The sequence below is a fragment of the Lysobacter sp. Root916 genome, from assembly GCF_001429785.1.
GTDB lineage: Bacteria > Pseudomonadota > Gammaproteobacteria > Xanthomonadales > Xanthomonadaceae > Lysobacter.
Genome location: NZ_LMJF01000001.1, coordinates 518,389 through 543,752, shown reverse-complemented (window position 1 = coordinate 543,752; position 25,364 = coordinate 518,389). Strand labels below are relative to the sequence as shown.

The following is a 25,364-nucleotide window of genomic DNA, read 5'->3' as shown; positions in this document are numbered from 1 at the left end:
GGATGGAGCCCGGCGCGCCGGGCCCCATCGTCGGCTACGACCTTACTTGAACTGGTACTCGAACTGCAGCGCCAGCTCGCGCCCGATCGGGCTGTAGGCGTCGTAGAAGTACGGGAAGCTGTTGTTGGTCTCGTCGTCGGGGTGCAGGTTGTTGAACAGGTTGTTGACGTAGAACTTGAGCGCGGCCTGTTCGGTGATCTGCTTGCCTATGTTGGCGTTCCAGATGAAGTGCACGCCGGTGCGGCCGACTCCGCCGAACTTGGGCAGGCTGCCGTAGCGGGTCATGAACAGGCTGGACGACCAGTCGCCGCGACGCCAGCTGGCGCCCGCGCGCACGCGGCTGCGGAAGTCCAGGTTGTCCGGATCGTCGCGCCAATCGCGTTCGACGCCGTCGGTGGCGAACACCTGCTGCTCGGACTTGAGCGTGTGCGACCAGTTCAGATCGAAACGGTAGTCGCCGAACCGATCGGTCTTGAGCCGCCAGTTGATGCCGGCGTCGATGCCGGCGACGCGGCGGTAGGACTGGTTGATCGGCGCCGAGCGAATCTCCACCACCCGGTCGATGGCTTCGTTACCTTCCGGGCGGCGCGTGACCAGCGCGGTGATCGCCTGGCAGTAGCCCGAGCCCGGTGCGAACTGGAACGGCTGGCCATTGAGCATCTTGCCGGTGCGGCAGCCCGCCTCGCCGGCCAGGATGCTGCCTACGCTGAGGCGTTCGATCGCGCCGTTGAGCTCGATGTTCCAGTAGTCGGCGGTGATCGACACGCCGTCGGCCACGTCCCAGACCACGCCCGCGCTCCAGGACTTGCCGGTCTCTTCCTCGAGATTCGGATCGCCCTCGCTGAGGCTGAACATGTTGTAGCTGTAGCCCGAACAACCCGGGTTGGCGCCGGCGGCGATGCAACGCCACACATCGGTGTTGCTGCCGAAGCTGCCGCTGCCCTCGCTGAACACCCAATGCAGGTCGGGCGCCTTGAAGCTGGTGGCGTAGGCGCCGCGTATCAGCAGCGACTCGGTCGGGCGCCATTCCAGGCCCACATTCCAGGTGCGCGCGTCGTCGACCGCGGTGATGTCGTCGTACTTGTCGAAGCGCCCGGCCAGGCTGGCCTTGATGGTCTGGGTGATCGGCACGCTGAACTCGATGCCGGCCGCGTAGCGGTCGCGTTCGCCGCCGCCGTTGGTGCCGGTGAGGTTGTACAGCTGGACCACGCCCGGCTGCACGCGCGGGTCGCTGGACAGGTCGTAGCCCTGCGAGCTGGCTTCGACCACGCCGGCCACGCCGACCGGACCGGCCGGCAGATCGAACAGTTCGCCGGTGACCACGAAGCTGGCGGTATTGACCCAGGACTCGGCTTCATAGCGCGCCAGCGTCGAGATCGAGGCGTATTCCTCCGGCGTCATCGGCCGGTACCAACGGTCCAGATTCAGGCGATGGATCGGCACGCCGTTGGGACGGGTGCCCAGTTGCGGGCCGAAAAAGTAGTCGTTGACCAGGTTGCCGACCATGCGCCTGCGCGTGCGCTCGAAGTAGTAGTCGGCGCGGCTGAGGGTGAGGTCCCAGTCCCAGCGCTGCGCGAAACTGCCGCGCAGACCCACCGCCACGTCCAGCGAGCGTTCGTAATAGTGCTGATTCATTTGCTCCACGCCGCCCAGATCGACCGGCGTGAGCAGGCGATTGGGCGCGATCACGCTGTTGAACTGCGGGTCGTAGAAATCGCCACGGCGGCCGACACCGTCGGTGTGCGGGCCGGTGATGCTTTCGAAGCCGCCCAGGGATTCGACCTTGGAGCGCCAGGCCTGCACCGAGGCCCAACCTTGCAGGCCGTCGCTGAAGTCCCAGGTGCCGAACACGTAGCCGGCCAGTTCGTCCTTGCCCTTGCTCAGGTGCTGGTAACGCGCGTCGTTCCAGGTGCCGCAGCCGTCGCCCAGGGTCTGGACGTTGTTGGAGCTGATGCGCTTGTAGGTATGGCGCACGAACTCGCCGCCCCAGCGCTCGCAGGTGCCGGCCGGCGGCGCGATCAGCGGGCTGGAACTGCTGGTGCTGCCGCGGCGGATGCGCAGGCCGGCGTCGGGCTGCACGCCCAGGCGCGGGTCGACCACCGGATTCTTGCGCAGGTCCCAATCGTCGCGCTGGAAGCCGTACAGCAGCTCCTGGTTGTAGTACTGGAACGCATAGGTCACGCCCCAGTTCTCGCCGGTGCGTCCGCCGGTCCATTGCAGGTCGAAGCGGTCGCGCCCGCCCATCGAGCTGGTGCCGGTGCGCAGTTTGATCTCGTCGCCCTGGTAATCGCGCTTGAGCACCACGTTGACCACGCCCGACACCGCGTCGGCGCCGTAGATGGCCGAGGCGCCGCCGGCCAGGATTTCGATGCGGTCCACCGCGCCGGAAGGGATGTTGCCGAAGTTCTGGAAGTTGCTGCGGCCTTCGTACGGAAAGGGATAGTCGGCGGCGCGGCGGCCGTCGATCAGCAGCAGCGAACGGCCGGGGCCGAGGCCGCGCAGGTTGAGCGGATGGGCGTTGGCGGAAAAGCCGCCGGACAGCTCGGTCTCGACCGCGCCGTTGGCCATGACCAGCGTGTCCAGGGCCTCGAATACGGTGGCGTGGCCTTCGCGTTCGAGCTGCTCGGCGCTGATCACGGTGATCGGCGACGGGCCTTCGATCTCGGCGCGCTTAATGCGCGAGCCGGTGACCTGGACGGTGGCCAGGTCGGTCGGGTCGGGTTCGGCGGCCGCCGCCTTGGCTTTGGGCGGCGGCGCGGTCGGCGTCTGGCGCGGACGCGGCGTGGCCGGCGCGGCGACGATGGTGATCACGCCGCTGCGGGTGACCCGGTAGCTCAAGCCGCTGCCTGCGAGCAGGCGCTCCAGCGCCTGCGTGAGCGTGTAACGGCCGGACAAGGCCGGCGCGGTGCGATTGCGCACCAGCTCCGGCGGCACCAGCATCTGCGCGTCCCCCGACGCGGCCAGCTGGTTCAACGCGGCGCCCAGCGGCTGCGCCGGCAGTGCGTAGTCGTGCGCGGCGCCTTGCGTCTGCGCCTGCGCGGCATGCGCACCGATGCAGGCCGACAAGCCGAGCGCGACGCTCAGCGCGACCGTCAACGGATGCCGCGTGCGCCACGGCTTCGCTCCCCTCGAAACTGTTCCCATTGAAACCTTCCCCCGGCTGACGATGGAGCCGTCCCTGACTTGAGTATTTGCCACTCCCTTGACCGATGCAGACGCAGCGCCGCACCGATCCCTCAGTCGACCGCATCGCACTTGCCGTAGCGCCCGCCATCACTTAGCGTGCGACCACCTGGCGGAGGCTGCAAGGCGATGAACGAGGGCGGGATAGACGCAGCGGAGCTGAGCGGTCCTGCATCGGGCCGCGCCGACCTGCCGCGCATGATCGAGCAGCACCGGCCCGCGCTGGTGCGCTATTTCCTGCGCCATCTGCCCAACGCCGACGACGCTGAGGACCTGGCGCAGGAAGCATTGGTGCGGCTGATGCGCATGCCCTCCACCGCCGATGTGCTCAATGTCGAAGCCTACCTGCTGCGCATCGCCTCCAATCTGGTGCGCGACCGTTTCAGGCGCGACGTCAGCCATTGCACCCAGCAGCACGTATCGCTGGACGAGCTGACCGGCGACTGGCCGAGTGAGGTGCCTTACGGCGAGCGCGTCTACGAAGGCAACAAGCGCCTGCAGTTATTCCTGACGGCGTTGGACGAGCTTTCGCCGCGCTGCCGGCAGGTCTTCCTGCTGCAGCGCTACGAAGGCCTGACCTACAGCGCGATCGCCAGGCGCCTGGAGATCAGCGTGAGCGCCGTGGAAAAACAGATGATGCGCGCCCTGCTGCATTTCGATACGCGATTGGGAGATCCGTGAGCACCACCCGTCTTAACGTCGTCGAAGGCGGCGATCCTATCCGGCGCCAGGCCGCGGCCTGGTTCGCGCGGCTGCGCGCCGACGACGTTAGCGAAAGCGAGCGTCGCGACTGCCGGCAATGGCTGGACGCCGACCCGCGTCATCGCGCCGCCTACGAACGCATCGAGCGCATGTGGTCGACCTTGGGCGAGCACGCGCCGCATCCGGAGGTCGCGCTGCGCATTCGCGCCGAAACCCCGGCGCCGGCCGCGCCCGCGTCGGCACGCAAGCGCGGCACGCGCGCGGCCTGGTGGAGTGGCGCGGCCGCCGCGCTGGTCGCGCTGGCGGTGATCGGTTGGCGCTTACAACCGGCGCCGCCCGTGCCGGAACAGCACTACGTCACCGCGATCGGCGAAAGCCGTACGATCGCGCTGGCCGACGGCTCGCGCGTGAGCCTGGACACCGACACCCGCCTGCAGGTGCGGTTCTCCGGCGAACAACGGCGGATATCGCTGGTGCGCGGCCGTGCCTTCTTCCGCGTCGCCAAGGAAACGCGCCCGTTCCTGGTCCAGACCGAGGACGGCAGCGTCAAGGCGGTCGGCACCGAGTTCGAGGTCTACCGCCGCGAGGGCGAGATCGAAGTGGCGCTGATCGAAGGCCGCGTGCTGCTGTTGGCCGCCGCGGCCGACGGCGCGGCGCCGGTGCAGCTGGCGACACTGGACCCTGGACAGAAGGCCAGCTTCGGCCAGCGCAAGCCGCTGCGCATGATCCAGCCCGATCGCCACGCCGCCCTGCCCGCCTGGTTGTCGGGCAAGTTGGCCTTCGAGGATCAGGCCCTGCCGGCGGCGGTCACCGAATTCAATCGCTACAGCCATCGCCGCATCGTGCTGCAGGGCGAGGCGGTGGCGCGGATCCGGGTCAGCGGCGTGTTCCGCAGCGACGATCCGCATGCCTTCGTCGAGGCCTTGCAGGAGCTGTACCCGGTGGCCGTGTCGGCCTCGCCCAGCGGCGACCTGCTGCTCAGCGACCGGCGTTAAAGCGTCCGCGCTTTCGTTTCGCAACGCCGGACGCGACGTCGCGACCTCCATCAACGCAAAACCCCGGCACCGTCGGTACCGGGGTCGTGTCGCATCGATCCGCCGCGGCCGTAATGGCCGCGGCGATCCTGGCGGGCATGCGCCCGCCTCGCTCAGAAGCGCTGGCGGTACTGCATGTAGTAGAACCGGCCCGGCACGTCGTACTGCTGGTCGAACTGGTTGTACGGCGCGGTCAGGGCCAGCGGCGGGTCCTTCGCGAACACGTTGTTGGCGCCGATCGAGACGGTCGCGTTCCAAGGCGTGTTGTAGCGGAACTGGAGGTCGTGGTACGTGACCGCGCCCAGGTGGTTCTCCAGCGTCTGCGGGCTGGAGCAGTAGGCCTTGAACGCCGCCGGGCAGGTCTCGTCGATGCCCGACTTGTAGCGCATGCCCCAGGTCGCGCCGAAGTCGCCCTTGCTCCAATCCAGGTACAGGTTGGACTTGATGCGCCAGTACGGATCCTGCGGCAGGTACAGACCCTGGCGTTGCTCGGGCTTGGAGTCCTTGGTGGTCTTGGCTTCCCAGTTGGCGGTGTAGCTGGTGTCCCAGGTGACCGAGAACTTGCCGTAGGCGGTTTCCGGCAGACGGTAGTTGACGGTGACGTCGTAGCCCTCGACCTCGTACTCGGCCAGGTTCAACAGCGGCAGGTCCATGTCGGTGATGGTGCCGGGGTTGCCCGGATAGGCGTTGTCGCGCTTGAACAGGGCGCAGTACACGGCGCGCTCGCCGGGCGTGCCGGAGTAGCACTTGTCGAGCACGAACTGCGCGGTAGGCCGCGTGATCGCGTTCTCGATGGTGATCCGGTACCAGTCCACCGCGATGTCGAAGCCCTGCAGCCAGCTCGGGCTGTAGACGAAGCCTAGGGTCTTGCTGATCGAGGTCTCCGGCTGCAGGTCCGGGTTGGACTTGTTGGTGAACGGCTCCACGGTCTGTCGCGACGAGCCGCTGCCGGACTGGGTGTAACCGTTAGGCACGCCGTCGGCGGCGCAGCGCGCGGCCACGGTCGGATCGCTGCGCTTGCCCGAGTGGCTGGAACAGGGATCGGCGTAGCTGACGAAGGTGTCGGAATCGCCGGCGTAGAGGTTGGTGATGCTGGGCGCGCGGAAGCCTTCCGACCAGTTGCCGCGGATCAGCAGATCGTCGAACGGCTTCCAGCGGAAACCGAACTTGCTGTTCAAGGTGTCGCCGAAGTTGCTGTAGTCCGAGTAGCGCGTGGCGATCGAGAAATCCAGCAGTTTGGCGAACGGCAGGTCGGCCAGCACCGGCACCGCGAACTCGGCGTAGAGATCGTCCAGCGAGTAGTCGCCGCGGGTCGGCTTGCTGCCGTTGCCGGTGCTCAGGCCGGCGGCGATGAAGGCGTCCGGATCGAACTGGCCGCTCTCGGTGCGGTGCTCGTAGCCGGCGGCGAAGCCCAGCGGACCGGCCGGCAGATCGAACAGCTCGCCGCTGATGTTGGCGGTGTAGCTCTTGGATTCGACCTTGCGCGAGTCGTGGGCGGTGAAGGACACGTAATCCAGCGCCTCCTTGCTGATCGAACCCAGGCCACCGAGCGGATTGATCGGCACGCAGCCGGCGATCACCGCCGTGGGCGTGCCGCAGCGGGCGACGCCGCCGCCGTCGATGAAGGACGGGCCGTAGGCGTTGCGCAGCGCGGCCAGGTTGAACAGACCGTAGGTCAGGGTGTTCTCGTCGCTGCGGTCGTAGCGGTAGCCCACGTCCCAGTCGAAGGTGCGCTCGCCGAAGTTGAAGTAGCCTTCCAGGCCGCCGTAGAAGTGGAAGTTCTTGACGTCCTGGTTGAACGAGCGGCCACCCGATTCCTGGAAGCGGCGACTGACGCTGATCAGGTCGCGTGCGCCGGCGGTGCCCTTGGTCGGGTTGTAGATGCTGTCCTTGTTCAGGGTCAGGCCGGTGACCGGCATGGCCGCGAGCAACTGCTCGGATAGGCGCTGGTTGTACAGGGTCTCGACGCGGAAGGTCAGGTTATCGGCGATGTCGAAGGTGCCCTGCGCGAACAGCGACTTGCGCTCCTGCGGGGTCAGCAGGTAGTTGTCCGGGGCGGTGTTGTAGCCGTGCGTGTTGGAGCTGAACGGTACGAAGCTGTTGTTGTTGCCCAGCACGTAGCGCTTATTGTCGCGCGGGTCGACGAACGAGCCCGGAAAGCCGGTATTGCTCTGGCCGCCGAAGAACGGCGGGCCACCGGACGAGATCTTGCGATCGCCGGCCATGACCTGCTCTTCCTTGACGTAGGAACCGCCGATCAACAGCGAGGAGCGATCGTTGCTCACGCCCAGCGAGAAGTCGTAGGCCTGGCGCATGCCGTCGCCCTGGCCGAACTGGCCGATGTAGGCGCCGGCCTCGGCGCCCTCGAAATTGCTGCGGGTGATGATGTTGACCACGCCGGCGATGGCGTCGGAGCCGTAGATGGTCGAGGCGCCGTCCTTCAACACTTCGACGCGCTCGATGATCGAGGCCGGGATGGTGTTGAGGTCGACGGTGCCGTCGAGCTGGGTGGTCCAGCGGCGGCCGTTGACCAGCACCAGGGTGCGACCGCTGCCGAGGTTGCGCAGGCTGATGCCGGCCGAGCCGTCGCCGCCGTTGTTGAACGTGGTATTGAGCGCAGCGCCGTTGGTCGAGATGCGTTGCAGCACGTCGGCGACCGAGGTCACGCCCTGCTTGTCGATCTCGGCGCGGGTCAGGGTGAAGATCGGCTGCGAGGTCTCGATGTCGGCGCGCTTGATGCGAGAGCCGGTGACCTGGATGCGATCGATTTCGGTCGGCGCCTTCTCGTCGAGCGCGGCGGCCGCGTCCTGAGCCTGCGCGACCGGCGCGACGACCGCCAGCGCGATGGCGATTTCCAGCGGCAGCCGCGCGCGGCGCGCGGCGGAGGTGGTGGCGTACTGCTTCATCTAGACAAGTCCCCTCGTAGTGGTGGTTGCGTTTCGCGTCTTGTTACAGGCGCGTTAAACGCAGGCCAAACTACGGCGCGGCGAGTCTTAGCTGGGTGCGCAATACGGGCGCGGGGCTTGCGGATTTCTGGCCGCTGGCTTGCAGGCTGCGATATTCGCTGGCGGTGCAGCCCATACGCGCCCGGAACGTACGCGCGAAGCTGCACGGCGAATCGAAGCCGCAGGCGTGGCTGACCTCGCCTATCGACAAACGGCTTTCGCGCAGCAATTCGCAGGCCTGTTGCACGCGCTGGTTCACGCAGGCGGACTGCACGGTGACGCCGTACACGGCGTGGAAGGTCTTGGAGATCCACCAGGTCGAAAAGCTGGTGAGCTGCGCGAGCTCGTCCATCAGCACCACCCGATGCGCGTTTCCGCGCAGGTACAAACGCGCGCGCTGCAGACGTCCCAGCACCTGGCGTTGACGCGCGCGACGGCGGCCCGGGCAGCGCTCCAGCAATTCGTCGAGCTCGTGCTGGGTTTCGTGCACATAGGCCAGCAGCATGCGGAACGCGGCCAGGCGCTCGTTGGTCAGCCCCTGGCCGGAGGCGGCGGTCGCGCTGCGTCGCCACAGGCGGACCAGCGCGCGTCGCTGGGCGGCGTCGACGCGGCCCTCGCCGGGAATCAGGTCGATGCGCGTGTGGCGTTCGATCTCGCGCATCAGCGCGGGCTTGCAGCTGAAGCCGATGACCAGGCCGCGACGCTCTGTGTCGATGCGCGGCGCGCTGTCGCGATCGAACGCGATCCATTGATTGCGACTCAGGGCGAAACGCCCCTCGCGGCTCTCGATCTGCGAGCGCCCGCGCAGCTGCAACCAGTACGAAGGCGAGGTGCCGGACACGCGCACGCTGCCGAAATCGCGCACCAGATAGAGTTGGAAGCCGTCGTTGGATGGCGCCCGGTCGCTGTCGATCAGCTGCCCGGATTCGACGCTTTCCCAGCCTTCCTGGCTGCCGTAGTGGTGGTATTCGCTTTGCATCGTCGCTGCCCCTGTCGGCCTGGCCGCATCGCGCGGCATCGGGCGCAGGACGCCGGCGCGCGCGCCGACGGCGCGGGCGAGCTGCGCCTGCGATGAGGTGGAAGGGCGATCCGGCCCGTGGTTCGTTTACGCGTGCGTAGCGCGATCGGCTGCGTGGCGCGTACCGTCGCGCTGTGGTGTCGCGACGCCGTCGAGTGTTGCGATGCGCGCTGGCGCACGGTTCGAATTGATTCGAACGATCGCGATCGCGTTCATGTCGCGTATGGATTGCGCACAGGTTTATGCGCGATTGCGAACGCGCTGAAGACACGATCCGCAACATCGCGTATCGCGGCCGACATCGCGATGCGCCGCTCAGCCTGGCCTGGGCAGTTCCACGCGCACCTGCAGGCCGCCCTGCACGCCCGGCGCGAGCGCGATGTCGCCGCCGTGGCCGCGGATCACGCTGCGCGCGATCGACAGGCCCAGGCCGGAGCCGCCGGCGTGGCGCGCGCGCGCGTCGTCCAAGCGCCGGAACGGCGCGAACGCATGTTCGTACTGTTCGGGCGGAATGCCGGGCCCGGCGTCGACCACGGTTACGCGCAGGGCCTGCTCGGTTTCCTGCAGCGAGACCCGCACGCGGTCGCCGTAGCGGCAGCCGTTGTCGATCAGATTGGCGAAGGCGCGCCGCATCGCGATCGGCTGGCAGGGCAGATAGGCATGATCGGGACCGTCGTAGAGCGCGTCGCCGCCGGCGTCGGCGACGTCGTCGCACAGACTGATCAGCAGCGAGGCCAGATCGACGGTCTGATGCGGCTCCAGGCTGGCGTCCTCGCCGGCGAAGGCCAGGCAGCCGGAGATCATGGTCTCCATCTGCGCGATCTCGGCCAGCAGGCGCTCGCGGTGGCCGTCGTCGACGTATTCGGCGTACAGGCGCATGCGCGTGAGCGGCGTGCGCAGATCGTGCGAGATCGCGGCCAGTTGCTGGGTGCGGTCGTCGACGAAACGCTTCAGCCGCACCTGCATTTCGTTGAACTTGTGCGCGATCGCGGCGTACTCGGGGATGGTCATGCCCTCGATCGGGGTCGGCTCGCGCTCGCGCCCCAGGCGCTCGGCGGCCTGCGACAGCTTGGTCAGCGGCTGCAGGAAACTGCGCGCGGTCCATACCGACAGCCCCGCGACCGCGACGATCAGCAGGGCCATGCCGCTGAGCTTGAACAGATGATGCAGCCAGCGCGGACTCGGCCGGCCGGGACTGGCCAGCAACCAACCGCCGTCGGGCAACTCGATCGCCACCGACATGCGCGGCAGCGCCTCCTCCGCGCGCAGGCCGTCCAGGAACGGCGGCCCCACGACCGCACCCAGGACCATGCCGAGCCGTCCCATCGGCGTGGTCGCGGGCGCCGCGTCGACGCGGCGCAGTGCGATGTTCGGAGGCAAGGCCACGCCGGCGGGGTCGCGCAAGGCGGTCACGCGAGGCTGGGTCTGCGGCAACGGCGGCGCCCAGGCCGGCTCGGTATCGTCGGGCATGCGCGGCCGCAGCGCGACCACGCCCTGCCGCTCCAGCGGCGCCGGCGCGAATGCGGGCGCATCCTCGCTGCCGGCCGGCAAGGTCGGCACCGGCGCGACCACGCCAGTGCTGGGCAGCGCGGCGATGGTGACCAGGCCGGCCGCCGGGCGCGCGGCCACCGACAGAATCTCGCCGCGCTCGGCGCCCTGACGCGGCACCACCACGGTCACCTGGCGCACGCCGCCGCCGTGTTCGTCGGGCAGCACGTTCATCGACACCGCGTAGGCGCCGCCGCTGGTGTCGGGGTTTTCGACCAGGCGCCGGCGCATGCCCTCGATCAGGCCCGACAGCGGCGGACCGTGGCGGTCGTCGCTGGGCGGCAGCAAGGCGAATTCGAGCTTGCGCCGGTGCGTGGCCTCCTCGGCCGCGGCCGCGCGCTGATCCTTCGGCAGCGCGGCGATCATCGCCCGCACGTCCAGCGCCTGCTCCACCAGCGATTGCTCGTCGACCAGGGTCGGGCCGGCAGAACGCAGGGCCATGCCGATCGCGATATCGATCAGCAAGGTCATGGCCATGGTCGACAGCACCACGATCGCGATCCGCGGCGCCAGCCGCATCCGCGACAAGGACAGGCGCGCCTTCATCGGTCCAGCCTCACCGCGCGCGCGCCTCGCCGGCGACGCTGACGTCGGCGGCGAAGATATAGCCTTCGTTGCGCACGGTCTTGATCAGGTTCGGGCGCTGCGGACTGTCCTCGATCTTGCGCCGCAGGCGACTGATCTGGACGTCGATGCTGCGGTCGTAGGGCGTGAGCACGCGGCCCTTGACCAGGTCGATCAGTTGATCGCGCGAGAGCACGCGTTGCGGGTGTTCCAGGAACGCCAGCAGCAGGTCGAACTCGCCGCTGGTCAGATCGGTGAGCGCGCCCTGCGGCGAAACCAGGCTGCGATGGCGGGCGTTGAGCTTCCAGCCCATGAAGGCGTACTCGGAGCCGCCGCGCGCGGCGCCGCGCCAGTCGGCATCGGCGCGGCGCAGCAGGGCGCGGATGCGCGCCAGCAGCTCGCGCGGATTGAAGGGCTTGGCGATGTAGTCGTCCGCACCCAGCTCCAGCCCGACCACGCGGTCGGTGTCGCCGTTCATCGCGGTCAGCAGGATCACCGGCACCTGGCTGCTGCTGCGCAGCTTGCGGCACAGGGTGAAGCCGTCGTCGCCGGGCATCATCACGTCCAGCAGCACCACGCTGACCGGTTCGGCGGCCATGCGCTCGGCCATGCCGACGCCGTCGCCGGCCTCGAGCACGCGCATGCCGTGGTCGCCGAGGAAGCGCGCGAGCATGGAACGGATGGTGTCGTCGTCGTCGACGACCAATACGGTAGGTGCGGCGCTGGCGTAGGCGGATCCCATGGGGCGCAGGTTAAACGAAGGCCGGGGGCGGCCCATGCTCTGTAACACAGTGAAACAAAACGATGGATAGCCGAAATCGCCCGGGGGCGCGCGCTGCCTAGGATTCAAGGGTCGCCGCCCCCACGGTCCGAATGCCGCGCATGTCTTCTTCGACGTTGCAGCTCTCCCCCGCTCCGCGCCGCGCCATCCCGGCCGATGCCGCGCCCCTTAGCCACTCCCATGCGGCGCCGCGCGCCGCCGCCCAGGCCCGCCACCCGCTGCGCGGGCGCAAGGTGGCGGTGGTCGGGGCTAGCTTGGGCGGCCTGTGCCTGGCCCGGTTGCTGCAGCGCCAGGGCGTCGAGGTCGAGGTCCACGAGGCGCGCAGCGCCAGCGACCCGGCCTGGTACCGACGCACCCTGGCGATCGACCGAGAACCGGCGCTCAAGGCCCTGCACGCGGCCGAACTGGGCCCCTTGTTCGAGCGCTGCTGCGAGCGCGAGCGCGCCTACACGCGCCTGGTCGACGCCCAGGGCCGGCGCCAGCGCGACCGCGCCCTGCCGGTGCGCGCCTTGTCGCAATGGCGGATCGAGTACGGCCTGCTGCGCGACCTGCTGTTGAACAGCCTGGAACCCGGCAGCGTGATCTGGGGTCGGCGCTTCACCTCCCTGACCAGCGCGCCCGACGGCAGCCAGCGTCTGAACTTCGCCAACGGCGCGCGCGGCAGCGCCGACCTGGTGATCGGCGCCGACGGCGCCTGCTCGCTGCTGCGTCCGTATGCGACGCCCAGCGGCCTGCGCTATTCCGGCGTGACCCTGGTCGAGGCCCAGGTGCCGCTGCCGGAATTGCGGGTGCCGCGCATCGCCCTGTGGCTGGACCAGGACCGGCTGGCGGTGCGCGACGCCGACGCGGCCCTGATCGCGCAGCGCAACAGCCAGCGCGGCATGGACCTGCGCATCGCCCTGCGGGTGCCGCGCGACTGGTCGCTGCGCGGCGTGGACTGGAACGATTCGGCGCAGGCGCGCGGGCTGCTGCGGCAACAACTCGCGCATTGGGATCCCAAGTTCCTGCGCCTGATCGACGCCGCCGAACCGCGCTTCGCCGCCCGCGCGCTGCTGACCAGCGCGCCCGACCGCGCCTGGGCCGAACGCGGCGCGATGACCCTGTTGGGCGCGTCCGCGCGCATGGCGCCGATGCTGCTGAACGATCGCAAGAACGGCGAGCTGCAGGACGCACGGGAACTCGCGCAGGCGCTGACCTCGCCGCGTCATCGCGACTCGATCGCGGCTGCGCTGGCCGACTACGAACGCGGCCTGCTTACGCGCGCGGTCGACGAAGGCCGCGCCGCCCAGCGCGTGCTCGCCGCGCTGCTGCCGCAGCCCAGCGTGATCGGGCCGACACGCTCGTGGCGGTCGATGGCGCGCAGCCTGGGCAGCCTCGCCGGCCGCTGGCTGCCGCGATGAATCTGACCGGCACCTGGCCCCTGCAGGCCCTGCCCGATAACGCCTCGGCGTCGAGCGGCGGGCGCGGCCGCGGCATCACCGCCCACGCCGCCGCCGCGACCGAACGCACCGCGGCCCTGGCCTCGGCCCTGACCGACGCCTTCGGCAATCCCAAGCGCGGCCAGATCCTGTTCTACGCCGCCAGCGCGCCGGGGCTCAGCATCGGCGACCTGTCCAGCCTGCTCGGCTGCAGCGTGTCGCTGGCCTCGCAGTACGTGGCGCAGCTGGAACATCAGGGGTGGCTGGCGGTGATCAGCGACGGTCGCCGTCGGCGCGTGCGCGTGGCCGACGAGAGCCGGCGCCTGGCGATCGAAACCCTGCGCGCGATGGCCGACGAACTCGGGCCGATGGCGCCGCTGCGGGCGGTGGGCGAGCGCTAGCCGTCCGCAACGACGGCCGCGCGCCCGGCCGGGCACGCGCGCTGCGCCGCCGCATGCCTTGCGCGGAGAACGCAGTACGCTGACCGCTGCCGTGCCCGGTATCGGACAGCCGCCATGCCCTTCTCTCTGCGTTGCGTCCTCGTGTTGTGGTGCCTGATCGCCTGGCCGGCGCTGGCGCAGACGCCCAAGGTGGCCGCGGCCGCGCTGGCGCGTGCACAGGCCCAGGGCGAGGCGCCGGTGTTCGTGCTGCTGAAAACCTCCGGCGCCGCGCCCGCCGCACGCGGCGCCTCGGCGGCGCGGTTGCATCCGCAGGTACGCCCGGATGTGGACGCAGTGCTGGCGGCGCTGCCGCGGCACGCGCAGAGCGGCGTGCTGCGCCGCTACCAGCGCGTGCCCGGTTTCGCCCTGCGCGCCGACACCGCGACCCTGGCCGCGCTGGCGCGCGACCCGCGCGTGGCGCGGGTGGATCTGGACGTCGGCGGCTCCGGCGGCGCGCTCGCCCCGGACAACGCGCTGGTCCTCAACAACCTGCACGAAGTCGCGGGCGCCGGGTATTCCGGCGCCGGCATGAAGGTCGCGGTGATCGACACCGGCATCGACAGCGACCACCCCGATTTCGCCGGCCGCATCGTCGGCCAGGCCTGCTTCTGCGGTGTCGGCGGCGGTTGCTGCCCGAACGGCGGCGCCAGCCAGAGCGGTGCCGGTGCGGCCGAGGACGATCACGGCCACGGCACCAACGTCGCCGGCATCATCGGCGGCAATGGTACGGTCGCGCCGCGCGGCGCCTTGCCGCAGGTGAGCTTGGTCGCGGTCAAGGTGCTGGATCGCAACAACCGCTTCTGCTGCAGCGCCGACATCGTCGCTGCGCTGGACTGGGTCGCGGCCAATCATCCCGATGTCGATGCGGTGAACCTCAGCCTGGGCACCGATGCGCAGTTCGCCGGCGACTGCGACAGCGCCACCGCCTGGACCCAGGCGATGGCGGTGGCGATCGGCAACCTCAACGCCCAGGGCGCGGTGGTCACGGTGTCCAGCGGCAACCAGGGCAGTCTCAATGCCATGGCTGCGCCGGCTTGCGTGCGCAACGCGGTGTCCACCGGTGCGACCTGGGACTTCCACGGCGGCGCGATCACTTATCTGGGCTGCAGCGAAACCTCGACCGCGCCCTTGCAGCCGACCTGCTTCGCCAACCGCAGCGCCAGCACCGATCTGTTCGGCGCCAGCGCGTTCGTGACCGCGGCCGGCATCAACGGCGGCAGCTCCACCTTCGGCGGCACCTCGCAGGCGGCGCCGCAGGCCTGCGCCTGCGCGATCGCGCTGAAACAGGCGGCGCCGGCCAGCACGGTGGCCCAGCGCATGGACGCGATGAGCCTGTCGCGCACGCGCATCCAAGACCCGGCCAGCGGGCGCAGTTATCCCTTGCTGGATTGCCGCGACGCCTTCGGCCTGCTCAATCCCGAGGTGTTCGGCCCGCTGCCGATGAACGGCTCGCAGCCGCTGATCCCGCCGGCCGATCCGCCTGCCGGCCTGAGCGGCGCGCCCAAGCCCACGCCGACATCGGCGCCACTGCCGCCCGCGCCGCGCGTCGCCCCCGTGCGCGAGGCGCGCGAATCGCGGGTACGCGGGGCCCTGCGCCTGCGCTGAACGCCGCGTCGGCACCTGTCGCGACTTGACCTCAAGCGGCCTTGAGGTCCTATCCTCCACGCCATTCCCCCACCGGTTTCTGCATGAACACCCCTGCCCCCGTCGACACGGAGGTCGTGCCGGTCGCACGCGCCGCCGGCTCGCGCGGCGACTACTCGGTCGTCGCCGAACTGCTGCCCTACCTGCGCCCGTATCTGGGCCGCATTCTGATCGCGCTGGGCATGGTGCTGGCCGCCAAGCTGTTGAACCTGGCCGTACCGATGGTGCTCAAGCGCATCGTCGATGGTTTGAACGTCGCCCCCAGCCTGCTGGTGCTGCCGGTCGGCCTGCTGGTCGCCTACGGCGCGGCGCGCGTCGGCACCACCCTGTTCGGCGAGCTGCGCCAGATCGTGTTCGCGCGGGTGATGGCGCGGACCTCGCGCGAAGTGACCCTGCGTGTGTTCCGCCACCTGCATGGGCTAAGCCTGAAGTTCCACCTCGGCCGCCGCACCGGCGGCGTCGCCCGCGACGTCGAACGCGGCGGCACCGCGATCACCGACCTGCTCGACTGGACCCTGTACTCGATCGTGCCGGTGATCCTGGAAGTCAGCCTGGTCACCGCGGTGCTGGTCTGGACCTACGACTGGCGCTTCGCCTGCGTGACCCTGGTCACTTTGGTCGCCTACGGCGCCTGGACCTTCGCGGTCACCGAGTGGCGCACGCGCTACTACCGCGCCGCGGTCGAGGCCGACACCCGCGCCAACGAACGCGCGGTGGATTCGCTGCTCAACTACGAGACCGTCAAGTACTTCAACAACGAGGCCCACGAAGCCGCGCGCTACGACGACAACCTGCGCTCGCTGGAGAACGCGCGGGTCAAGTCGACCAAGACCCTGGCGATCCTCAACCTGGGCCAGAGCGCGATCGTCGCCATCGGCGTGACCGCGATGATGTGGCTGGCCGCGAGCGGCGTGGTCGCGGGCGAACTCACGGTGGGCGACCTGGTGCTGGTCAACGCCTACCTGCTGCAGCTGTCGGCGCCGCTGAACATGCTGGGCATGATGTACCGCGAGGTGAAGCAGTCGCTGACCAACATGGAGCGATTGTTCGGCTTGCTGGACGAGCGCCACGACGTGCGCGATGCGCCCGGCGCGGTGGCGCTGGCGCCGAGCCGGCCGCGCGTGCGCTTCGAGCAGGTGCATTTCGGCTACGATCCGCGCCGCGAGATCCTGCGCGGCATCGATTTCGAGATCGCCTCCGGCGGCACGGTGGCGGTGGTCGGGCACTCGGGCTCGGGCAAGTCGACCCTGGCGCGCCTGCTGTACCGCTTCTACGACGTCGACAGCGGCCGCATCAGCATCGACGGCCACGACCTGCGCGAACTGACCCAGTCCTCGCTGCGCGGCGCGATCGCGATCGTGCCGCAGGACACGGTGCTGTTCAACGACAGCATCTACTACAACATCCGCTACGGCCGCCCCGAAGCCGAGCGCGCGGAAGTCGAGGCGGCCGCGCGCGCGGCGCACATCCACGACTTCATCGCCGCCTTGCCCGACGGCTACGACACCCCGGTCGGCGAACGCGGCCTGAAGCTGTCCGGCGGCGAGAAGCAGCGCGTAGCGATCGCGCGCGCCCTGCTCAAGAACCCCTCGATCCTGATCTTCGACGAAGCCACCTCGGCGCTGGACTCCAAGTCCGAGCGCGCGATCCAGGCCGAGCTGGACCGGATCAGCGTGGGCCGCACCACCCTGGTGATCGCGCACCGGTTGTCGACGGTGATGGACGCCGACCAGATCCTGGTCATGGACGCCGGCCGCATCGTCGAGCGCGGCGAACACGGCGAACTGCTGCGCCGCGGCGGCGTGTACGCGCAGATGTGGATGCTGCAGCAGCGCGAGGCGGAAGCCGGGCCGGAAGCCGGCGAGCCGGCCGCGGTCGTGTGATCGAGAGCCGATAAAACGACGGGCCCGCATGGCGCATCCGCCAGCGGGCCCGTTGCATGCAGCGTTGGCGATCCGCCCGCGACCGGCGCCCTGCGGCGCCGGCCGTGGCCGGCCTCATTCGCCGGTCTTGGCGGTGGCCGGGGCTTCGTCGCTCAGATCCGGCGCCATCGCTGACATCGGCTGCGCGCGCGGGTTGAACGACAGCAGCAGGCCGAAGCTGGTGCTGGGGTCCTGGCCCGAGGCGTGCTCGCGACGCAGCAGCACCGACAGCTTCCAGCCGCTGGCGATATCCAGGTCCACGCCGCCGCCGTACATCAGCGCGTTGTTGCCGTAGCTGCGCAGGCCGAGCGTGTAGTCGTTCGCGACCGGCATCACCACGTAGTTCAGATCGACGTTGCTGTTGTTGCTGATCGCGTCGCGGTACTCGAGCATCCAGTAGGGCCGGAACAGGCCCTTCGCGCCCTGCACCAGGTAGCTGCCTTCCAGGCCCACGGCCAGACCGTTGTTCTTCACGGTCTGCGAGCTGTAGGCCAGGTCGTAGATGCCCAGGCCGAACTCGCGGTACGCATCCAGACGCGTGCGGCTGGCGTCGAAGCGGCCGTAGCTGGTCAGGGTCATGCGATCGCCGGTGCGCTCGTAGCCCACGGTCAAGGCGCCGAAGGACTGGCTGCCGTCGCGTTCGGCGGTGCCCATCGCGGCGGCCGGATCGCTCCAGCGCTTGATGTCGAAGCCCAGGCGGCCCCAGCCCAGGGTGCCGTCGACGAACAGGTGCTCGCCGTGGCGCCACAGGCCGTACACCGACAGCGAGCGCTGATCGGCATCCAGGCGTGAGCTCGAACGGGTCAGGTCGGTGTCGTTCCAGGCAAAACCGCCAGCCACGCCGAACAGGAACTGCTCGTTGATGCGCCAGTCGGCGCCGACCGTGATGCCGTCGCTGCGGAAGTTGTAGCCCTCGCTGCCGCTGCGGCCTTCGCGATCGCCGGCGGTCACGGTACCCGCGGTCCACACGCCCCAACCCGGCGGCAGGCGCAGCGCATCGTCGGACACCAGCTGCGCGGCCGGCAAGGTCAGGCTGTTATTGCGGCCGCTGGCCACGTTCAAGCTCAAGCCGTTGCTGGAACGGTTGCCGCTGCCGTGGCGCAGCTGACGCAGGCGATCGCGGATGTTGGACTGCTGCGCCATCGCGAAGCGCACGCTGGTATCGACCTGGGCCTGCAGCAGACCGACCACGCCCGGATCGCGGGTCGGGTCGGGACGCGCGGTGACCGACAGACCGGTGCTGACCGAGGCCTGCAGGTAGTTCGCCGTCGCCGCCTGGGTCGCGACCAGAGTGGCCGTGCCGGGACCGACGATGGTGACCCGGCGTCCGCTCACCGTCGCCACCGCGGTGTTGCTGCTGGTGAAGGTGAAGGCGCCGCTGGGGTTGCTGCTGGTCGGATTGGGCAGATCGAACGCGGGCTCGCCCACGGTCTTGACCACGTTGCCGATCCAGCTCAGCACCGGCGTCGCGGCGCCGATGGTGACGGTGCGCGTGACCTGCGCGGCGGCGGTGTAGCTCGTATTGCCGGCCTGATTGGCGGTCAGCACGCAGTTGCCCGCGGCCAACATGGTCACCACGCTGCCGGCGACGCTGCACACCGCCGGCGTGGTGCTGGCGAACACCACCGGATTGCCCGAGGCGCCGCCACTGGCGGAGACCGAGAAAGTGCCGTTGGGCGCGTAGGTCGGCGCGGCCGGGTTGGCGTTGAAGTTGCTGATCGTCTGCGGGGCCGCCGCGATCGTCACGTTCAAGCTGACCTGCGGCGCCGCGCTATAGCTGGCGTTGCCGGCCTGGTCGGCGGTGAGCGAACAGGTGCCCGCGGATACCATGGTCGCGGTGCCGCCGGCGACGGTGCAGACCGCCGGCGTGGTGCTGGCGAATACCACCGGGTTGCCCGAGCCGCCGCCGTTGGCGGAGAGCGCGAACGTGCCGTTGGGCGCGTACACCGGCGCGGCCGGATTGGCGGCGAAACCGGTGATGGCCTGGGTCGCCGCGGCGATCGTCACGTTCAAACCGACCTGCGGCGCGGCGCTGTAGTTGGCGTCGCCGGCCTGATTGGCGGTGAGCGAGCAGGTACCGCCGCCGAGCATGCTGACCGTGCTGCCGCTGACCGTGCACACCGCCGGCGTGGTGCTGGCGAACACCACCGGGCTGGTCGAGGCGCCGCCGCTGGCGGAGACCGTGAACGTGCCGCCCGGCGCATACGTCGGCGCGGCCGGGTTGGCGGCGAAGCCGGTGATCGTCTGCGTCGCAGCCGAGATGTTCACGTTCAAAGCCACTTGCGGCGCGGCGCTGTAGTTGACGTTGCCGGCCTGGTCGGCGGTCAGCGCGCAGTTGCCCGCGCTCTGCATCGTCACCGTGCTGCCCGCGACAGTGCACACCGCCGGCGTGGTGCTGGCGAACACGACCGGATTGCCGGACGCGCCGCCGCTGGCCGAGAGCGTGAAGGTACCGCCGGAGGCGTACACCGGCGATGCCGGGTTGGCGGCGAAGCCGGTGATCGTCTGCGTCGCGGCCGCGATGTTGACGTTCAAAGTAGCCTGCGGCGCCGCGCTGTAGTTGGCGTTGCCGGCCTGGTTGGCGGTCAGCGCGCAGCTGCCCGCGCTCTGCATCGTCACCGTGCTGCCGGCCAAGGTGCACACCGCCGGCGTGGTGCTGGCGAATACGACCGGATTGCCGGACGCGCCGCCGCTGGCCGAAACCGTGAAGGTGCCGCCCGGCGTATACGTCGGCGCGGCGGGGTTGGCGACGAACGCGGTGATCGCCTGCGCGACCGTGGCCACCGTCAGGCTGTACGCGCGGGTGCCGCTGAAACCGTTGCTGGACGTGGCCTGGACCGTGAAGTTGTAGGTGCCGGTAGCGGTGGGCGTACCGGACAACGCGCCCGCCGCGCTCAGGCTCAGCCCCGTGGGCAAGGCCCCGGCGCTCAACGAGAACGTATACGGCGCGGTGCCGCCGTTGGCGCTGCTGGCGGTGATGGTTTGCGAGTACGCGACGTTGTAGACCGGATTGGGCAAGGTCGCCGGCGCGACCGTCGTGGTCACCGTGGTGCAGACCAACGCTGCGCTGGTCACGTCGGCGGCGATCGCGTTGCCGCTGCTCGGGGTAACGCTGCACAACTGCCCGGCCGGTGGCGAAAGCACGCTGATGGTCCAGTTCGCGCCGACCGGCAAACGGGTCGGGAAGACATAGCTGTTGGCGGCCTGCGCCACCACGACCTGCTGCGTGCTGACCGGATTGGTCGCGCTGAGCTGCAGGGTGACCGCGCCGGTCTGGCCGCTGGCCGGGCCGCCGACCGCGAACTGGGTCGGCGCGAAACAGATCAGCGCCGCGCCGTTGCCGGCCTGCACGCCGTTGTTGATGGTGACCGCGGTCAGGCCGGTCGCGCCCGAGCTGCCGCCCGCGCCGCCGCCGCCGCCGCCGTTCCAGTTCTGCTGGCAGCCGGTGGTGCCGACGCCGGCACCGCCGCCGCCCGCACCGATCGTGGCGCCGCCGCCACCGCCGCCGCCGTAGCCGGCGCCGGTGAAGGAACCGGAGAAATTGAAGGAATCGCCGCCGTTGCCGTTGGCCGCGTCGCCCGCGGTCGCCGGGAAGCCGCCGCAACCGCCGCCGGCCGCACCGCCGGTGCCGACCGAACCGCCGCCGCCGCCGTAGGGGCCGGGACCGCCGGGCACGTCCGCGCCCGCGCCGCCGACACCGCCGCCGCCCACGCCGCCGGCGCCGCCGGCGATCACGTTGGACGTGCTCCAGCCCGCATTGCCGCCACCACCACCGCCGCCGGCGATGCCGACGCGGTTGCCGACGCCGTTGCCGCCCACGCGCAGATCGGTGGCGCCGCCGCCGATGCCGTCCACGCCCTGGCCGAGGCCGCCGGGATTGACCGCCTGCGAGGCCTGCCCGCCGACCCAGATTGACAAGATCGCGCCCGGCGTGACCGCCAGGGTGCCGCGCACGCGTCCGCCCAGACCGCCGGTGCCGCCCGGAGAATTCGGGCTGCCGCCGATGCTGCCGGCGCCGCTGCGACCGGCGCCGCCCTGGGCGCCACTGAGGTAGACGGTCAGCGAATGCACGCCGGCCGGCACCGCGAGGGTTTGCTCGCCGCCGGTGAAGCCGAACGCCGCCGGGGTCTCCCCGACCGCACAGCTTTGCGCCCGCGCCGGGCCGATCAGGGCCAGGCCCGTCAGCAGCACCGCCCCCAAGAACGCCATGGATTTGCGCGCCATCCGCGTCAGCGGATCAGCGCAAGCGGACACCGGCACACCGGCGTTTAACGCCTTGCCTGCACAACGATTCATTACCGCCCCCTAGTACGGATCGCATCGACGCGTCCGCAAAATGTGTGTACTCACGGCACACTTTAGTGTGTGACAGTGCGCACAATTTCCCCGCGCAAAGATTGCATGTCGTCGCTTAGGGGGCAATCCCCGGGATCGGGTAGCTGGCTGGACCGGGCCGGTCGGGCGGCAGGGCCGCCCCTCGGCGCGGGGGCGTCGCCGCGGCGACGCCGGGCGTCGCAACGCCCGCTCCCCAACCGACGCGAACACGCCAAACCCCTGGAATTCAGCGCGTCCACGCTAGCCACGCTGCGCTGCCGTGGGCGCGGCGTCGGTGCTACATCTCCCTGATTCCCCCCGGACGACCTCGATCGCCCGTGTGTCCTGACTCCCGCTTAACGGCACAATTAAGGTCATCAACGGTAGTCACAGGGATCAGCGGCCACGCCCCCCCAGGGACGGAGCCGACGACGAGGCGCTCAGCGGGCAGGATCGGGGCCGGACGGGCCCCAGGGCGGCGCGCGCAGGCGCGCGCGCCGCGGCGTCATCGGATCGGCCGGGGGCCGATCGACGCCTGTCGGGCCGCAGCGGCGGCCCCGGTCGGCATCAGTAGGACGCGCCCGCCGGCAGCGGACGGCGCTCGAACATGGGCACGGTCGCGCCGGTGACCGGGCTGCCGTCGGCCTTCCAGACCAGGGTTTGCGCTGGGAACTCCTCCTTGCGCGTCATCGCATCGACCTTGGCCGCGATCAGCTTGGCCGCGCCCTTGGCGTCGGGGTTCCAGGCGAACACGCCGGCCGCGCCGTACCAGACCGCGGGAGTGGCGGCGTCCAGGCGGCGATCCGGGCACAGGATGTAGCTGCGCTGGGCCAGCACCCGCAACGCGCCCACCGGAACCGCGCGCACGCCGGGCGTGGTGCGTTCCTTGGAGTGCCCCGGGCACAGCCGCGCGGCTTCGGCGATCGCCGATTCGTAGACCTGGGCGTCGGACTGGGCGCAAACGCCCGTGGCGGCCAGGGCCAGAGCGGCCGCGACGCCGCCCTGGAACATCCATCGATTGCAGCTGGGATCGATACGCATGCGTGAAACTCCTTTATCCATGTCGGAAACACCGCGATGACGCGACCGTAGCGCAGGCGGAACCTCGTTCGACGCCGCGTACGGCGCAACGGTCATGGCCAGAGTAATCGTGCGGTTCGAGGCGAATGTGAGCGTTCGGTGAGGCGCCGCCCCGCCAATGCGGCGCGGCGAACATGGCGGCGCTCGCGCTGGGCCGAGTACAATTGGCGGATTGATACGCCGGCTTTAGTCGCCTCACCCGGTCTGCCACACGGGGCGCCAAGCCACGCAAGCGATTGATTTCATTGCACGGCCCCGTAGCTCAGCTGGATAGAGCATCCCCCTCCTAAGGGGAAGGTCACACGTTCGAATCGTGTCGGGGTCGCCAAATGGATCGCACATCCATGTACGCAATCCCGCACATCCATGTGCGGATTTTTCAATGCTTTTGACTCCGGAGTTTTTTCGATGACGCACGCAGTTTTGACCGCCCTAGGCCTGAAAGACCTGGAGTCCGGCACCTATCTCGGCCACGGCGAATGGGCCGCGACGCGCGACGCGGGCGTGCTGGAATCGATCAACCCCACCGACGGCGAAGTGCTGGCGCGCGTGCAGGCGTCCTCGCAGAGCGACTACGACACCATCGTCGAGCGCGCCCAGGCCGCGTTCGCGGTGTGGCGCACCACTCCGGCCCCGCGCCGCGGCGAAGCCATCCGCCTGTGCGCCGACGCACTGCGCAAGCACAAGGACGCGCTGGGTTCGCTGGTCGCGCTGGAGATGGGCAAGTCCAAGCCGGAAGGCGACGGCGAAGTGCAGGAAATGATCGACATCGGCGACTTCGCCGTCGGTCTGTCGCGCCAGTTGTACGGCCTGACCATGCACTCCGAGCGTCCCGGTCACCGCATGTACGAGCAGTGGCATCCGCTGGGCATCGTCGGCGTGATCTCGGCCTTCAACTTCCCGGTCGCGGTGTGGGCCTGGAATTCGTTCATCGCGGCGATCTGCGGCGACATCACGATCTGGAAGCCCTCGCCCAAGACCCCGCTGTCGGCGGTGGCCTCGATGAAGATCTGCAACGAAGCGCTACGCGCCGGCGGCTTCCCGGACATCTTCTTCCTGTTCAACGACGCCGGCACCGAGCTGGCGTCGAACTTCGTCGACGACAAGCGCATCGGCCTGATCAGCTTCACCGGTTCGACCAAGGTCGGCCGCCACGTCGGCGAGCGCGTCGCGCGCCGCATGGGCCGTTCGCTGCTGGAACTGGGCGGCAATAACGCCATCATCGTCGACGCCAGCGCCGACCTGAAGCTGGCGATCCCGGCGATCGCGTTCGGCGCGGTCGGCACCGCCGGCCAGCGCTGCACCACCACGCGTCGCTTGTTCGTGCACGAGTCCATCCACGACGACGTGCTGGCCAAGCTGGTCGCGGCGTTCAAGCAGGTCGAGAAGAAGATCGGCGACCCGACCGACCCGACCAACCTGATGGGCCCGCTCAACAGCCGCGATGCCGTGCAGGCGTATCTGGATGCGGTCGAGAAGGCCAAGGCCAGCGGCGGCACCGTCGCCACCGGCGGCGCGGCGATCGAGCGCCCCGGCAACTTCGTGCTGCCGACCATCGTCACCGGCCTGACCAACGACGCCGAAGTCGTGCAGACCGAGACCTTCGCGCCGATCCTGTACGTGATGAAGTTCAAGACGCTCGATGAAGCCATCGCGCTGCAGAACGACGTGCCGCAGGGCCTGTCCTCGTCGATCTTCACCGCCAACCTCAAGGCGGCCGAGGCCTTCCTGTCGGCGGCCGGTTCGGATTGCGGCATCGCCAACGTCAACATCGGCACCTCCGGCGCCGAGATCGGCGGCGCGTTCGGCGGCGAGAAGGAAACCGGCGGCGGTCGCGAGTCGGGTTCGGATGCGTGGCGCGCCTACATGCGCCGCCAGACCAACACCATCAACTACTCCGACGCGTTGCCGCTGGCCCAGGGCATCAAGTTCGACCTCTGAGGTCGCAACCGTAAACAGGCGGGCCTGCCCAGGCGGGCCCGCTGCGGGAGCACGCGATGCGTATCGCCGTCGTCTCCGATATCCACGGCAATCTGGATGCGCTCAGCGCGGTCCTGTCCGACATCCGCGCGCGCGCCTGCGATCTCACCGTCAATCTCGGCGACATCCTGTCCGGCCCGCTGCAACCGGTGGCCACCGCCGATCTGCTGATCGGCCTGGACCTGCCCACCATCCGCGGCAACCACGAACGCCAGCTGCTGGACACGCCGCGCGCGCGCATGGGCGAGTCCGACGCGTACGCGCGCGACGTCTTGCGCGAGGACCAACTGGCCTGGATCGCCTCGCTGCCGGCGACGCTGGCCCTGAGCGAGTCCGTCTACCTCTGCCACGGCACGCCGCGCGACGATCTCGAATACTTCCTCGAACATCTGGACCACGGCGGTCCGCGCGCGGCGAACCAGGACGAGGCGCGGCAGCGCGCGGGCGACATCCAGCACGCGCTGATCCTGTGCGGCCACACCCACATCCCGCGCGCCACCCGTCTCGACGACGGCCGCCTGCTTTTGAATCCCGGCAGCGTCGGTTTGCAGGCCTATCACAGCGAACACCCCAGCCCGCACGACATGGAGGTCGGCGACCCGCGCGCCCGCTATGCCATCGTCGACGACGCCAGCGGGCGTTGGCAGGCGGAGCTCATCGCGGTGGATTACGACCACGAAGCCGCGGCCGCGCTGGCGCTGCGCAACGGACGCGCGGATTGGGCGCGGGCCCTGCGCAGCGGCCGGGTCGCCGGCTGAGCGAGGTGTCGCAACGCGGCCGCTGTCGTGGGT

At 69.8% G+C, this 25,364-nt stretch carries 15 protein-coding genes and 1 tRNA gene; 9 read left to right on the top strand and 7 right to left on the bottom strand.

The window, feature by feature from the left end; translation table 11 throughout:
* Nucleotides 1–42 precede the first annotated feature (42 nt).
* Nucleotides 43–3,096: a TonB-dependent receptor gene (locus ASE35_RS02565; protein WP_057162876.1), complete on the bottom strand. Its 3,054-nt coding sequence runs from the start codon at nucleotides 3,094–3,096 to the stop codon at nucleotides 43–45.
* Nucleotides 3,097–3,381: 285 nt separating this feature from the next.
* Between ASE35_RS02565 and ASE35_RS02560 the strand changes: the two genes are divergently transcribed.
* The gene (locus tag ASE35_RS02560; RefSeq protein ID WP_056173620.1) at nucleotides 3,382–3,864 is read left to right on the top strand and encodes an RNA polymerase sigma factor; all 483 of its coding nucleotides are present in this window, start codon (nucleotides 3,382–3,384) and stop codon (nucleotides 3,862–3,864) included.
* On the top strand, nucleotides 3,861–4,880 hold the full coding sequence (locus tag ASE35_RS02555) for a FecR domain-containing protein (protein WP_057162875.1): 1,020 nt from the start codon (nucleotides 3,861–3,863) through the stop codon (nucleotides 4,878–4,880). The genes ASE35_RS02560 and ASE35_RS02555 overlap by 4 nt, the downstream gene beginning before the upstream one ends.
* Before the next feature lie 152 nt (nucleotides 4,881–5,032).
* On the opposite strand, the gene ASE35_RS02550 is transcribed toward ASE35_RS02555, so the two are convergent.
* From ASE35_RS02550 to ASE35_RS02535, 4 genes are all read right to left on the bottom strand, one after another.
* A complete protein-coding gene (locus ASE35_RS02550; protein ID WP_057162874.1) occupies nucleotides 5,033–7,825 on the bottom strand; it encodes a TonB-dependent receptor in 2,793 nt (930 codons plus the stop codon).
* Nucleotides 7,826–7,895: 70 nt separating this feature from the next.
* Nucleotides 7,896–8,843 (bottom strand): AraC family transcriptional regulator, encoded by a 948-nt coding sequence (locus ASE35_RS02545; protein WP_056173611.1) that lies wholly within the window; start codon nucleotides 8,841–8,843, stop codon nucleotides 7,896–7,898.
* Nucleotides 8,844–9,197: 354 nt separating this feature from the next.
* On the bottom strand, nucleotides 9,198–10,976 hold the full coding sequence (locus tag ASE35_RS02540) for an ATP-binding protein (RefSeq protein ID WP_057162873.1): 1,779 nt from the start codon (nucleotides 10,974–10,976) through the stop codon (nucleotides 9,198–9,200).
* Nucleotides 10,977–10,986: 10 nt separating this feature from the next.
* Nucleotides 10,987–11,736 (bottom strand): response regulator, encoded by a 750-nt coding sequence (locus ASE35_RS02535; RefSeq protein WP_056173603.1) that lies wholly within the window; start codon nucleotides 11,734–11,736, stop codon nucleotides 10,987–10,989.
* A 140-nt stretch (nucleotides 11,737–11,876) separates the two neighbouring features.
* Here ASE35_RS02535 and ASE35_RS02530 point away from each other — a divergent pair, with 140 nt between their 5' ends.
* The 4 genes from ASE35_RS02530 (at nucleotide 11,877) to ASE35_RS02515 (ending at nucleotide 17,160) form a co-directional block, all read left to right on the top strand.
* Nucleotides 11,877–13,175 (top strand): FAD-dependent monooxygenase, encoded by a 1,299-nt coding sequence (locus ASE35_RS02530; protein ID WP_157489230.1) that lies wholly within the window; start codon nucleotides 11,877–11,879, stop codon nucleotides 13,173–13,175.
* Nucleotides 13,172–13,594, top strand: coding sequence for a winged helix-turn-helix domain-containing protein (locus tag ASE35_RS02525; RefSeq protein WP_157489229.1), 423 nt, complete (start codon nucleotides 13,172–13,174; stop codon nucleotides 13,592–13,594). The genes ASE35_RS02530 and ASE35_RS02525 overlap by 4 nt, the downstream gene beginning before the upstream one ends.
* A gap of 114 nt (nucleotides 13,595–13,708) precedes the next feature.
* Nucleotides 13,709–15,238, top strand: a complete 1,530-nt coding sequence (locus ASE35_RS02520) for a S8 family serine peptidase (RefSeq protein ID WP_057162870.1) — start codon at nucleotides 13,709–13,711, stop codon at nucleotides 15,236–15,238.
* Nucleotides 15,239–15,321: 83 nt separating this feature from the next.
* Nucleotides 15,322–17,160 carry an ABC transporter ATP-binding protein/permease gene (locus ASE35_RS02515; RefSeq protein ID WP_056173590.1) on the top strand — a complete coding sequence of 613 codons (1,839 nt, stop codon included), beginning with the start codon at nucleotides 15,322–15,324 and terminating at the stop codon, nucleotides 17,158–17,160.
* A gap of 114 nt (nucleotides 17,161–17,274) precedes the next feature.
* On the opposite strand, the gene ASE35_RS02510 is transcribed toward ASE35_RS02515, so the two are convergent.
* Together ASE35_RS02510 and ASE35_RS02505 are read right to left on the bottom strand one after the other, a co-directional pair.
* Nucleotides 17,275–21,408, bottom strand: a complete 4,134-nt coding sequence (locus tag ASE35_RS02510) for an autotransporter domain-containing protein (RefSeq protein WP_157489228.1) — start codon at nucleotides 21,406–21,408, stop codon at nucleotides 17,275–17,277.
* Nucleotides 21,409–22,080: 672 nt separating this feature from the next.
* Complete coding sequence (locus ASE35_RS02505; RefSeq protein ID WP_235569981.1) at nucleotides 22,081–22,554, bottom strand: hypothetical protein; 474 nt, start codon at nucleotides 22,552–22,554, stop codon at nucleotides 22,081–22,083.
* 290 nt (nucleotides 22,555–22,844) lie between these two features.
* Between ASE35_RS02505 and ASE35_RS02500 the strand changes: the two genes are divergently transcribed.
* The 3 genes from ASE35_RS02500 to ASE35_RS02490 all read left to right on the top strand — a co-directional run bounded on the left by ASE35_RS02500 (nucleotide 22,845) and on the right by ASE35_RS02490 (nucleotide 25,331).
* Nucleotides 22,845–22,921, top strand: a tRNA-Arg gene (locus ASE35_RS02500).
* An 80-nt stretch (nucleotides 22,922–23,001) separates the two neighbouring features.
* The gene (locus tag ASE35_RS02495) at nucleotides 23,002–24,534 is read left to right on the top strand and encodes an aldehyde dehydrogenase family protein (protein ID WP_056173582.1); all 1,533 of its coding nucleotides are present in this window, start codon (nucleotides 23,002–23,004) and stop codon (nucleotides 24,532–24,534) included.
* A gap of 56 nt (nucleotides 24,535–24,590) precedes the next feature.
* Nucleotides 24,591–25,331 (top strand): metallophosphoesterase family protein, encoded by a 741-nt coding sequence (locus tag ASE35_RS02490; RefSeq protein WP_057162868.1) that lies wholly within the window; start codon nucleotides 24,591–24,593, stop codon nucleotides 25,329–25,331.
* The last annotated feature ends 33 nt before the right edge of the window (nucleotides 25,332–25,364 follow it).

What these genes read in the sequence shown, in the direction of transcription:
- ASE35_RS02560 (WP_056173620.1), top strand. Translation starts at nt 3,382, where the DNA reads ATGATCGAGCAGCACCGGCCCGCGCTGGTGCGCTATTTCCTGCGCCAT.
- ASE35_RS02550 (WP_057162874.1), bottom strand. Translation starts at nt 7,825, where the DNA reads ATGAAGCAGTACGCCACCACCTCCGCCGCGCGCCGCGCGCGGCTGCCG.
- ASE35_RS02545 (WP_056173611.1), bottom strand. Translation starts at nt 8,843, where the DNA reads ATGCAAAGCGAATACCACCACTACGGCAGCCAGGAAGGCTGGGAAAGC.
- ASE35_RS02540 (WP_057162873.1), bottom strand. Translation starts at nt 10,976, where the DNA reads ATGAAGGCGCGCCTGTCCTTGTCGCGGATGCGGCTGGCGCCGCGGATC.
- ASE35_RS02535 (WP_056173603.1), bottom strand. Translation starts at nt 11,736, where the DNA reads ATGGGATCCGCCTACGCCAGCGCCGCACCTACCGTATTGGTCGTCGAC.
- ASE35_RS02530 (WP_157489230.1), top strand. Translation starts at nt 11,877, where the DNA reads ATGTCTTCTTCGACGTTGCAGCTCTCCCCCGCTCCGCGCCGCGCCATC.
- ASE35_RS02525 (WP_157489229.1), top strand. Translation starts at nt 13,172, where the DNA reads ATGAATCTGACCGGCACCTGGCCCCTGCAGGCCCTGCCCGATAACGCC.
- ASE35_RS02520 (WP_057162870.1), top strand. Translation starts at nt 13,709, where the DNA reads ATGCCCTTCTCTCTGCGTTGCGTCCTCGTGTTGTGGTGCCTGATCGCC.
- ASE35_RS02515 (WP_056173590.1), top strand. Translation starts at nt 15,322, where the DNA reads ATGAACACCCCTGCCCCCGTCGACACGGAGGTCGTGCCGGTCGCACGC.
- ASE35_RS02510 (WP_157489228.1), bottom strand. Translation starts at nt 21,408, where the DNA reads ATGGCGTTCTTGGGGGCGGTGCTGCTGACGGGCCTGGCCCTGATCGGC.
- ASE35_RS02505 (WP_235569981.1), bottom strand. Translation starts at nt 22,554, where the DNA reads ATGCGTATCGATCCCAGCTGCAATCGATGGATGTTCCAGGGCGGCGTC.
- ASE35_RS02495 (WP_056173582.1), top strand. Translation starts at nt 23,002, where the DNA reads ATGACGCACGCAGTTTTGACCGCCCTAGGCCTGAAAGACCTGGAGTCC.
- ASE35_RS02490 (WP_057162868.1), top strand. Translation starts at nt 24,591, where the DNA reads ATGCGTATCGCCGTCGTCTCCGATATCCACGGCAATCTGGATGCGCTC.